Below are 11661 nucleotides of genomic sequence, written 5' to 3' on the forward strand. Positions count from 1 at the left end.
GGCGCTAAGCTGCCCCGCTGTGAAGGACTCCGCTGACCGCACTCCGATGACCGACGATTCCGCAGCCGCACCTTTGGGTGGTTTGGCGCGTGTTGTCGCGACCGATTCGCAGTTCAGGGGTGTTCTGACGCGGATCGGTGAGCCCGAGCTCGCGATGACGGGCATTGATGAATTGCGCCCATTCCTGGTGGCGTCGATGGAGTCGAAGGCTCCGGTGCTGGCGGTGACTGCTACCGGCCGTGAGGCGGAGGACCTCGCCTCAGAGCTGCGTGCGATGGTGGGCCGCAAGGTCGCGCTGTTCCCGTCCTGGGAGACGTTGCCGCATGAGCGACTCTCACCGGCAGTAGATACGGTCGCTCAGCGCCGTAAGGCCTTGCACGAGGTTGCTGAGGGCAACGTCACAGTTGTGGTCGCTGCGGTGCGCTCCCTGCTTCAACCCGTGCTTAACGACGGCGCCAGCCCCATTTCCCTCGCCGAAGGCGAGGAAGTCGCCGATCTTCCGGCGCGTCTGCAGGCCTACGGATATTCCAATGTCGACATGGTCGGCCGTCGTGGGCAGTTCGCGGTGCGCGGTGGCATCGTAGACATCTTCCCGGCGACCGAGGAGTTGCCGGTACGTGTGGAGCTCTGGGGCGACGAGGTCACCGAATTGCGCGCGTTCAGCGTTGGTGACCAGCGCACTATTGAGGACACTGAGGCGATCGAGCGCGTCGACGTGTTCCCGGTACGAGCTTTGCTTCTCGACGCCTCAGTCCGCGCCAAGGCTGACACCCTCGCCGCTGAGCGCTCCGGTGATGTGCAGGAAATGTTGGTGCGGATTTCAGATGGCCAGTGGGTTGAAGGCATGGAAGCACTCATTCCCTTGCTGACCGAAGCCCCCATGGACACCCTGCCCCAACTTATGCCCGAGGGAACTCACACTCTCCTGTGTGGGCCTGAGCGCATCCGCTCCCGCGCCGTTGATCTGATCCAGACCGGTGAGGAGTTCCTCTCGGCTGCATGGGAGACAGCTGCCATGGGTGGCACCGCTCCGATCGCTGAGGACGGTCTGCAATCCACGGCGTACCGCGGCCTCGACGAGGTACGGGTTGAGCCGTGGTGGAGCATCTCGCCTCCGGGAATGCTGGGTGAGTCCACACCGGATGACGTCCTTCCCTTGACCTTTGAGGCCAGCCCGCGCCCGCGCGGTGACCTCAAGGAGATTGGCCGCATGATCGCGCAGTTGCGCGAGGCCACTGTCAATGAGGAGCGGGTGGCGTATGTGGGGGCGACTCCGGCAAGTGCGCGTCGTCAAGCGGAGAAGTTCCGCGAAGCGGGAATTTCCTGTCGCATCGCGACAGGCCCTGAAGAGCCTGAACCCGGACGTATCACCGTCTACCGAGCGGTCAACCACGGCGGCGTGGTGTTCCCGCGAACCTCCGGCGGGGCACTGACTGTCATCGCGGAGACCGATGTCACCGGTAACCGTGTCGCTGACATTGGCCGCGGTCGCAAAGCCCCGGCGAAGCGACGTAACCGCGTTGATCCCCTCGCACTGCAGGCCGGCGATTTCGTTGTGCATGACACCCACGGCATCGGCCGCTTCGTGAAACTCACCGAACGCACCATCGGTACCGGCGACGATCAGGCGCGTCGCGAATACGTCGTGCTCGAATATGCACCCTCCAAGCGCGGTGGCCCGCCCGACCAGCTCTTCGTCCCGATGGAGAGCCTCGACCTGCTGTCGCGGTATGTCGGCGGCGAAACTCCCAGCATGTCCAAGATGGGCGGCTCGGACTGGAAGAACTCCAAGAAGAAGGCCCGCGGCGCCGTCCGCGAAATCGCCCACGAACTGGTGAAGCTCTACGCCGAGCGCCAGGCCGCGCCGGGCCACCCCTTCGCGACTGATTCGCCGTGGCAGCGGGAGATGGAAGACAACTTCCCGTACCAGGAGACCGAGGACCAGCTCACCGCGATCGACGAGATCAAGACGGACATGGAGGGCTCCAGCCCGATGGACCGTGTCCTGATCGGTGATGTCGGATACGGCAAGACCGAGGTCGCTCTTCGTGCGGCATTCAAGGCGGTGCAGGACGGTCGTCAGGTGGCGGTGCTGGTACCTACGACTCTGCTGGCTCAGCAGCACCTGGCTACCTTTAATCAGCGGATGGAGGGTTTCCCGGTCACCATCCGCGGGCTGTCCCGATTTACCTCGACGAAGGAGTCGAAGGAGATCATCAAGGGGATGGGTGACGGGACGGTTGACATCGTCATCGGTACCCACCGCCTGCTGCAGACCGGTGTGCACTGGAAGCAGTTGGGCCTGGTCATCGTCGATGAGGAGCAGCGCTTCGGTGTCGAGCACAAGGAGCACATCAAGGCGCTGCGCAATCACGTGGACGTGCTGACCATGTCCGCGACCCCGATTCCGCGCACCTTGGAGATGTCCATGGCGGGCATCCGTGAGATGAGTCAGATCCTCACGCCGCCAGAGGATCGCCACCCGGTGCTGACCTACGTCGGCGCTCAGTCGGACAAACAGGTAGCCGCGGCGATCCGTCGCGAGTTGCTTCGCGACGGCCAAGTCTTCTACCTCCACAACCGAGTCAAGACGATCGACCGGGCAGCTTCGAAAATCAGGGAACTGGTGCCGGAAGCTCGAGTCGTGGTCGCACACGGCCAGATGAACGAGGAACAGCTCGAGAAGACGGTCCAGGGATTCTGGGATCGGGAGTATGACGTCCTGGTGTGCACCACCATCGTCGAAACCGGCCTGGACATCCCGAATGCGAACACTCTCATCGTCGAGGATTCGCACCACATGGGTCTGTCGCAGCTCCACCAGCTTCGTGGTCGCGTCGGCCGTTCCCGTGAGCGTGCCTATGCGTACTTCTTGTACCCGGCGGACCACTCGCTGACGGAGACTTCTTACGACCGCTTGGCGACTATCGCTTCCAACAACGACCTCGGTGCCGGTATGGCCGTGGCGATGAAGGACTTGGAGATGCGCGGCGCCGGCAACGTGTTAGGTGCCGAGCAGTCCGGTCATATCGCCGGCGTCGGTTTCGACATGTACATCCGTCTGGTGGGAGAGGCCGTCCAGGCCCTGAAGTCTGCTGCCGACGGTGAACCCGTTGACGCAGGGGAGCCGGAGAACACCGAAGTCCGCATTGACCTTCCGGTCGACGCGAACATCCCTGCTGAGTATGTGGCCTCCGAGCGGCTGCGACTGGAGGGCTACCGCAAGTTCGCCGAGGCACGTGCCCTCGACGAGGTGGATGTGGTCCTGGATGAACTGCGCGACCGCTATGGCGAACCGCCGGTGGAGGTGCTGCGTCTGGCGACAATGTCCCGGCTGCGAATCATCTGCCGTGAGTTCAAGGTGCGGGAGGTCTCTGCATCCGGTCAGCACATCTCAATTGCACCGATGCAATTGGCGGATTCGAAGCAGGTGCGACTCAAGCGTCTGTACCCGGGTTCGACCTATCGAGCAGCCTCCGGAACCGTCAATGTGCCGGTGCCCAGAGAGGGCAGGGGACTGCGTGCGAAGCCGGTCCGAGACGTAGCTTTAGTCCAGTGGGTAGCGAATTTCCTGACGGGGATGGCGGGTATCCCCACAATGGACATCACCGGAGACATAAATATTCCGGCGGCCAGTTAACGCTTTTACCTGTGAATTTCTCATCTTTGTGATTAAATTGGCTGCTCACGGATGACCCAATAAATTACAAATGCTCTTCGGCGTGGCAAGGTTAGTACGTATAACACGGGTAACTGCACGATTTTCCCCCGTGATCCGTGGAAAGGAATGACGATGGCGATTATCGAGCTGGACGCACGGTTTCCCACCGCGATCCCGCTGGAGGCGGCGAACCTGCTCACCGGTGAAGTCTGTTACACCGAAGAGGTTCCCATCAAGGTTCGTTGGGCGATCGCCGATGCTGGCGGTCATTCCGTGCGCGATGCGGAGATTCTCGTCACCACCGATCGGTCCAACGACGAGGTTCGGATGCGTCTTGAACGCGGGGAGCAGTTGTACAGCGTCGGACTCGCAGGTGCTGTTCTGCCCGCAGAATTGCCGCCAAGAAAGAGCTCGACTGAGGCTGATGCGAATGCGGAGCCTGAATTCAACGTCGCTGCCGATGATCCGCTAGGAATCGGCGTATCGAAGAAGAACAGCGAATCCCCGGATAACGAGTACGACAGTGCTGGTGACGTCGATAGCGCAGGCACCTGGGTGGAGAGTCACGGCGACGGCCCGGTTATCGAAGTTGTCGAAGTTCCTTCCGAAGCCACCCTGCCTGAACTCGAAGGTGCCGTTCGGCTGATGGAACTTGCCTGCCGTCGTGGTGAATGGGAATCCCGTCAGACACATTCCTCGCTGCTGCCGTATCTGCTGGAAGAATCCTACGAATTCATCGACGCAGTCAATGACGGTGGAGACATTGTCGGAGAACTGTCTGATCTGCTCCTTCAAGTGCTTTTCCATGCGGAGATCTCTGACGAGTTCACCATTGCGGACGTTGCTGCGGCATTCACTGAGAAGATGCGCCGTCGTTCGCCGTACCTGTTCCAGGGCTCCAATGGAGACGAAGGACTAGTCCCGGCCGAAGAACAGGAGATCGCCTGGAACAACGGGCGCGGCCGGCCTAGATCCCAGCCCCCAATGCACCTGCCGGCACTAGCATTGGCAGAGGAGACAATCCGCCGCGCTCGAGGCCTAGGCATTAAGGACTCAGATATCCCCATTGAACTTCTGGCCCCGACTCCGGGCCTGGAATTGGAAGGTGGAGCCGAGGCGCGGACCCGTACCGCTGCACGCAAGTTCCTCGCGTCAATCACTCAGGAACAGGCCGACGAGCGGGCAGAGCCTGAGTTCGAGGAGGATTTCGCTGCTGAGGCCTACGTTGAGGTCACCGACACGGACACCGAAGAACAGGTCGAACCATCTCCGTGGGCTGCTCCTGATGAGGGGCGTGGGTAAGTCGGACTGAGCGTCGGGAAGCCAAAAATAACGTTTCCTCGTCGTCCTTCCGTAGGATGACGTGTCATGTCCAGATCCCCTCAGAAGCGTTCATCCGGTTGCGGCTGCCTGTCGGTGTCGGCGTTCGCAGTCCTGGTGATCGTTTTGTTCGCGGTCGGAATGTCAGTCTTCGGCGGGGCGGTGTCGCTGCCGTTCAGCTCGAAGGAGCCCGTACCGGCTGACGTCCCGCCCGCCGCTGCGGAGCCCGCACCGGTGGTTGACCTCATCGCAGGCGACCGCCCGTCCGAGCAACTCATCGAATGGTCGGAGCAGATCTCCTCCGACACCCGCATCGACCCGCAGGCCGTCCGCGCCTACGGAATCGCAGAGCGCTGGGCCGCCGAAAACTTTCCGACCTGCAACCTGTCGTGGAACACCCTGGCTGGCCTCGGATTCGTGGAGTCCCGCCACGGCACTTACAACGGCGACTGGCTAAATCGCTCCCACCTCGATGAGAACGGTGTGGCCGAACCGCGGATCATCGGCATTGCGCTTGATGGATCCCCAGGATTCGCAGAAATCCGAGACACCGACAACGGCGTCCTCGACGGCGACACTGAGTACGACCGCGCCGTCGGCCCGATGCAGTTCATCCCGTCGACGTGGAACCAGTACGTTGTCGACATCCGTGGCACCGGAGCACCGGATCCTCAGCAGATCGACGACGCTGCTGCCTCCGCCGCGAACCTCCTCTGTTTCGGTGGCCGCGATTTGGCAACCGAAGCAGGGTGGACCGAGGCAATCCGCGCCTACAACCAGTCGGATGAGTATGTAGCCGATGTGCGCGACGCCGCAGCGAATTACGCACTGAACCAGTCTGCGTAACCACAGATTGGGGCGTTAACCCGAGGGCAAGGGACGAACCGCCGAAAACCGTGCCACAATTGAGGAAGTTGGCCGGAAGAGTTCTGGCGGAAAGGTGACACATGGCTGCTCCGATCATTGGTATCCACGCCCTGGAGATTCTCGACTCCCGCGGTAACCCGACCCTCGAGGTTGAGGTCGCACTCGAAGACGGTTCTATCGGCCGCGCGGCCGTCCCGTCCGGTGCATCCACCGGTGAGCACGAGGCATACGAGAAGCGTGACGGCGGTGACCGTTACCTGGGTAAGGGCGTGCAGGAAGCCGTCGCAAACGTCAACGGCCCCATTGAGGAAGAGCTTCTCGGAGTATTCGCCGATGAGCAGCGCAACGTCGACCAGATCATGATCTCCCTGGACGGAACCCCCAACAAGGAGAACCTCGGCGCCAACGCCATCCTGGGTGTCTCCATGGCGAATGCCAAGGCCGCTGCTGCTGCCACGAACCTGGAGCTCTACCAGTACATCGGTGGCCCGAACGCCCACGTGCTGCCGGTTCCGATGATGAACATTCTTAACGGTGGCGCACACGCCGACTCCGGTGTGGACGTCCAGGAATTCATGATCGCCCCGATCGGTGCCGAGACCTTCGCAGATGCTCTGCAGGTCGGCGCTGAGGTGTACCACGCTTTGAAGGCTGTGCTGAAGGAGAAGGGCCTGTCCACCGGCCTGGGTGACGAGGGTGGATTCGCCCCGTCCGTCGCTTCGACCCGTGAGGCTCTCAACGTCATCAACGAGGCCATCGAGAAGGCCGGATACAAGCTGGGCGAGGACGTCGCACTGGCTCTGGACGTTGCTTCCTCTGAGTTCTACAAGGACGGCAAGTACCACTTCGAAGGTCAGGAACTGACCTCTGAGCAGATGGCCACCGTCTACGGCGAGCTCGTCGACGAGTACGCGATTGTCTCCATCGAGGATCCGCTGGACGAGAACGACTGGGACGGCTGGGTCACCCTGACCGAGCAGATCGGCAACAAGGTCCAGATCGTCGGTGACGACTTCTTCGTGACCAACCCGGCTCGCCTGGCTGAGGGCATCGAGAAGGGCGCCGCCAACGCACTGCTGGTGAAGGTCAACCAGATCGGTACCCTCTCTGAGACCTTCGAGGCTGTCGCCCTGGCGCACAACAACGGCTACAAGACCATGATGTCGCACCGCTCCGGTGAGACCGAGGACACCACCATCGCCGACCTGGCTGTCGCACTGAACTGTGGCCAGATCAAGACCGGTGCCCCGGCCCGCTCCGAGCGCGTCGCTAAGTACAACCGTCTGCTGCGCATCGAGTCGCAGCTCGGCGCTTCCGGTGTCTACGCCGGTAAGTCCGCTTTCCCGCGCTTCAAGTAGAAGCCGATCGGCAGGGGAGACCCTGTGACTTCAACGCAGAACCGGTGACTCAGTGAGAGTCACCGGTTCTGCGTTGTAGGCTGTCAGCATGATGAAGTGGCGTAGGAAGGGTGGCGGAGAGTCTGGTTCCGCCGGCCGGGGGATGTTGGGCACGGTGGCGTCGTCACCCGGCCAGATCATCTTCGTGGCAGTTCTCGCGCTCTTTCTCATGGGTTCGCTGATCATTCCGCTGCAGTCGTACGCGGATCAGCGTTCCCAACTCGCCGAGGCCAACTCCAACATTGCCCGACTCGAGGCGCAGAAGGCTGCGCTCGAGGAGGAGATGGATATGTATTCCGATGAGGCGTACATCCGCGAGCAGGCCCGCGTCCGTCTTGGCCTGGTCGATCCGGGGGAGACCGCGTTTCGTTTGATTGATCCGGCAATCTCGGATGACCTTGCTGCGGAAGACCCTGACGAGGATGCCGAGCATGGCATGACGTGGTATCAGATTCTGTGGAACTCCATCGCTGTTCCGCCGATGCCTAACTCGATTGATGACGGTGCGGTCCGCCAGGAGTCGACCTCCCCGGACCGAGTCCCGCGCATCCATGAGGAAGAGGCTCCGGCTGTGCCGGAGTAAAAACTTCCCCCGCTTCCCGACGCCCCCGCCCCTCACTTTCCCAGCCCATACCTGGAGGTATCCCACGTGACCATTTCCGAGAAAGACATGAATGCAATGACAGCGCAGCTCGGGCGCCAGCCGCGTGGTGCCATTGAGGTGTCTTACCACTGCCCGGATGGAGCCCCTGGTGTGGTGAAGACTGCCCCGAAGCTTCCAGACGGCACTCCGTTCCCGACTCTCTACTACTTGACTGACCCCCGCCTGACCGCTGAGGCATCTCGGCTTGAGGTCGCCGGCGTCATGCGCGACATGTCTACGCGTTTGGCTGAGGACGAGGAGCTGCGCGCTGACTACACCCGTGCGCACGAGCACTACCTCAGCGAGCGCAACGCTATCGAGGACCTGGGAACGGACTTCTCTGGCGGCGGCATGCCGGAGCGCGTGAAGTGCATGCACGTTCTCATTGCCTATGCGTTGGCTGAGGGCGTTGGCCACTTCCGTCTGGGTGACGAGTCTGTCGCACTTGCCGCTGAGGGCACCAACCTGCGTGGCACCGCTATCCCGGAGAATTGGCCGACGTGTGCTGATCTCGGCATTGATCGCGAGGCGATGTCCCTGGGGAACCGGGGTACAGACAAGTGACTCGTTACGGAGCCGTCGACTGCGGTACCAACTCGATCCGTCTGCTGATCAGCGATGTCCGTGAGGTGGACGGCGTCCTGGAGTTCACCGAGATCCACCGCCTGATGGAAATCATCCGGCTCGGCCAGGGCGTGGATGCCAATGGCCGTTTGACCGACGGCGCCCTCGAGCGCCTGGATGGCGCTCTCAGCGCCTTCGCCGACGTTATGCAGCGCGAGTCCGTGGAGTTCGTCCGCATGGTTGCTACCTCTGCGGTCCGCGATGTCCCGAACCGGGACGAGTACATGGCGATCACTGAACGCACACTGGCTCCGTGGGGTGCCCGTGCTGAGGTCATCACCGGCGAAGAAGAGGCCCGACTGTCCTTCCGCGGCGCCGTTGACGATCTCTTGCCCGAAGACGGCCCCTTCGCAGTCATCGACATCGGAGGCGGCTCCACTGAGGTCATCGTGGGCGACCACGACGGCAACATTGACGGCTCCATTTCCGTTCCTCTCGGCTGCGTCCGTATGACCGAGCGGTACTTCCTGGATTCCCCGCCCTCGCCGAACCAGATCGCCAATGCACGGGCATTCGCCGGTGATCACCTGGCGATGATCCGCAACGAGGTTCCTGTGGAGAAGGCGAAGACCGTCGTCGGCTGCGCCGGCACCTTCACCACCCTGTCCGCGATTGCGCAGGGCCTAGAGTCTTACGACCCGCACATGATCCACCTCTCAACGCTCCGCTTCGAAGGAACCCGCAAACTCAACGAGGCACTGATCGCCACGTCCTCTACCGAGCTAGCCGCGAATCCCGCGATGCACCCAGGCCGCGCGGATGTCTTCGCTGCCGGATTGGTCGTCGTAGACACGATGATGGACCTTTTCGAGGGGGCGGAAGAATTCCGAATCAGCGAACAGGATATTCTCGACGGCATCGTCGGCGGTCTCGTGGACACTCACGGCAAGACCATCTAGACCAGTTTCACTCTCGCCTTCGGGCGAGCCAGCCCCTATAGCCCAATTGGCAGAGGCAGCGGACTTAAAATCCGCCAAGTGTCGGTTCGAGTCCGACTGGGGGCACCACATGTGCGAGATGGGTTACTCGCCAGCTGGCGCCACATCCTGCGTCTTGCAGTACTCCACGAACGCTTCGAAGTCCTTTTCGTTCTGCTCCGCGTACTCGTACGCCCAAGACACGATGGCCTTGGACAGTGCCTTACCGCTGCCGACGTAGCCGCTGATCTCGGTGGAATTGGGGGATTGGCTGTGTGCGCGGCCCAAGGCCACGGCGCAGGCTTTGGAGTAGGAGAGGAAGGGCTCGTCGGTAAGCGAGTTCACGTCGATGCCTCCCTTCATGTCGTGGAACTGGCGGACGTAGAGGTCGATGTCGGCCAACTGGATGTGGCCGAGGAATGGATCAGAGACAGACTGCAGAATCTGCTGCATGGCTACGACGCGGCCGCCTTCGCCGTGCTTGTCCACGTATTTGTTCAGCACCTCTGGCTGGGTGATTCCGCCGAATTCCTCGAGCACTGACTTCATCGCCTGCTTGGGCTGGAGGATGAACCCGTTCTTGTCCCCGTCTTGGAGTAGCAGGAGGAAGCACTCAGTTCCGACACTTCCGACGCCCACCACTCGCCGACACACGTCGACCAGGGTGTAGTTCCGCAATAGCTGGGCGATGTCGGGGCGGACGCTCCGCAGGAGCTTCACGATGTTGTCACTGGCGCTTCGCTCGCCGCGCTCGGCTAGGTGCGTCATGGTCGGCGGATTCTCGTTGAACTGCAGGTTGCCGTTCTCGTCCGCGTGGGTGAGCTTCTTCGCGGCGCGAGCCTCGGTGCGCTTCTGTGCCTTGGCGATTGCGTCGTCGAAGACTCTCCTGGACTCTGGGTCCATTTCATCCATAGCAGCGTCAGCGTTGAGGCTCGCGAAGTAGCGGTCGTATGGGCTCATCTTCGTGGTGAGCGCCAATACTCTTGCGTATGCGAGCACTGCGGCGGTGGCGCCTTGGCGGATGATGTCGTCGGAACGGCCGGCGTCCCTGCCACCAATGACAATGCTGGTGACCAGTCGCTTCAGATCCCATTCCCATGGTGACCAGGCAGCCTCGTCGAAGTCGTTGAGGTCGAAGACGAGGGTGCGCTGCGGGGAGGCATAGAAGCCGAAGTTGGTGATGTGCGCGTCACCGCAGGAAGCGACCTGTAGGCCAGTCGTGGGGTCCTTCGCTAAGTCTGCGGCCATGACTGCGGCGGTGCCGCGGAAATACGCGAATGGGCTCGCGGAAGTTCGTTCCATGCGCATCGGGATGAGCGATTGGACTCGCGTTGAATTTTGCTTGTCCAGGATTTCGATGGGGGAGCGAGCATCAGAGCATCGTGTTGCGAGCGTCGATCGGGGGACCGTCTTGCGCAGCGCCTTGCCGCGTGCGCGACGGACGTCGGACGGCTCCGGCGCCTCCCAGAGGGATTCCATGAGATGAGCAGCGACCGCGGAACGTCCGTTGTGTGACATGGACTTATTATGTCACCGCTACGTCATCTCAACTCGACGACGCGAGAAGGGTCACCCAAGTTCGGCCCAAGAATCACCAGTACAACGAACACGCACACAGCCAGCGTGACCAGCACAGCGAAGACGTTCTGCCATAGGTGGTTCTCCGGAGTGGCGCGGACGGCGAGGACCTCGCCTTCTTCACCTGATGCTTCCCGACGCAAAGAGCTCCCACCCCACATCCCCATCCACCCACCGAGGGCAGCACCGAGCGTGTTGAAAAGGAGATCGTTAATGTCCGTGCGTCCGAGTTGGAACACGTATTGGTTGATCTCTACAAAGAGACTCAGTGTGAAGCCAACGACGATGGCAATCCCAAGTCTTCCGGTGAGGGCGACGAGCAAGAACCCGATCGGAACGAACAGGACCAAGTTCCCCAAGGTGTCGAAGACCGGTCCGAACCAGTTCGAGGAGGAGAACCACATTTCCAGCGGAACTAGGTGCAGTTCCTGGACCTGCTGGTTTTCCGGCTTCCACAGCAGGCCGATCTGGAAAAACGACTTCAGCGAGGTCAGTGCAATGACGACCCCTGCGTAGGCCAACCAGATAAAAGCGACCCAGGTGAACCAAGGGGATGAGCGCACGACAACGTCGGGAAGCTCGTCCTTTTCCTGTGATTCGCCAAGTCGGTTCATATGAAGAACCTTACAGAAAGAAAAGAACCGGGTCAGCGTT

General features: G+C 61.6%; 9 protein-coding genes and 1 tRNA gene. 8 read left to right on the plus strand and 2 right to left on the minus strand.

What is annotated here, in order from left to right; all coding sequences use genetic code 11:
- The first annotated feature begins 46 nt into the window (after nt 1–46).
- The 8 genes from mfd (at nt 47) to YWU_RS0100105 (ending at nt 9519) form a co-directional block, all read left to right on the plus strand.
- The gene (gene mfd, locus YWU_RS14165; protein WP_034646553.1) at nt 47–3640 is read left to right on the plus strand and encodes a transcription-repair coupling factor; all 3594 of its coding nucleotides are present in this window, start codon (nt 47–49) and stop codon (nt 3638–3640) included.
- Between the two features lie 153 nt (nt 3641–3793).
- Complete coding sequence (locus YWU_RS14170) at nt 3794–4963, plus strand: MazG nucleotide pyrophosphohydrolase domain-containing protein (protein WP_051259822.1); 1170 nt, start codon at nt 3794–3796, stop codon at nt 4961–4963.
- Nucleotides 4964–5029: 66 nt separating this feature from the next.
- On the plus strand, nt 5030–5827 hold the full coding sequence (locus tag YWU_RS0100080; protein WP_034646510.1) for a lytic transglycosylase domain-containing protein: 798 nt from the start codon (nt 5030–5032) through the stop codon (nt 5825–5827).
- Between the two features lie 101 nt (nt 5828–5928).
- Nucleotides 5929–7206, plus strand: coding sequence for a phosphopyruvate hydratase (eno, locus tag YWU_RS0100085; RefSeq protein ID WP_027018867.1), 1278 nt, complete (start codon nt 5929–5931; stop codon nt 7204–7206).
- An 88-nt stretch (nt 7207–7294) separates the two neighbouring features.
- Nucleotides 7295–7828 carry an FtsB family cell division protein gene (locus YWU_RS14175; protein ID WP_084141415.1) on the plus strand — a complete coding sequence of 178 codons (534 nt, stop codon included), beginning with the start codon at nt 7295–7297 and terminating at the stop codon, nt 7826–7828.
- An 87-nt stretch (nt 7829–7915) separates the two neighbouring features.
- Entirely contained in the window at nt 7916–8452 is a 537-nt protein-coding gene (locus tag YWU_RS0100095) for a DUF501 domain-containing protein (protein WP_156892651.1), read from the plus strand.
- A complete protein-coding gene (locus YWU_RS0100100; protein ID WP_027018869.1) occupies nt 8449–9411 on the plus strand; it encodes a Ppx/GppA phosphatase family protein in 963 nt (320 codons plus the stop codon). The genes YWU_RS0100095 and YWU_RS0100100 overlap by 4 nt, the downstream gene beginning before the upstream one ends.
- Before the next feature lie 31 nt (nt 9412–9442).
- Nucleotides 9443–9519, plus strand: a tRNA-Leu gene (locus YWU_RS0100105).
- 15 nt (nt 9520–9534) lie between these two features.
- On the opposite strand, the gene YWU_RS14180 is transcribed toward YWU_RS0100105, so the two are convergent.
- Both YWU_RS14180 and YWU_RS0100115 read right to left on the minus strand, forming a co-directional pair.
- A complete protein-coding gene (locus YWU_RS14180) occupies nt 9535–10947 on the minus strand; it encodes a DUF2252 domain-containing protein (RefSeq protein ID WP_240484018.1) in 1413 nt (470 codons plus the stop codon).
- Between the two features lie 23 nt (nt 10948–10970).
- A complete protein-coding gene (locus YWU_RS0100115; protein ID WP_051259824.1) occupies nt 10971–11621 on the minus strand; it encodes a VanZ family protein in 651 nt (216 codons plus the stop codon).
- Nucleotides 11622–11661 lie beyond the last annotated feature (40 nt).

The organism is Corynebacterium sputi DSM 45148 (assembly GCF_000427865.1).
Classification (GTDB): Bacteria; Actinomycetota; Actinomycetes; order Mycobacteriales; family Mycobacteriaceae; genus Corynebacterium; species Corynebacterium sputi.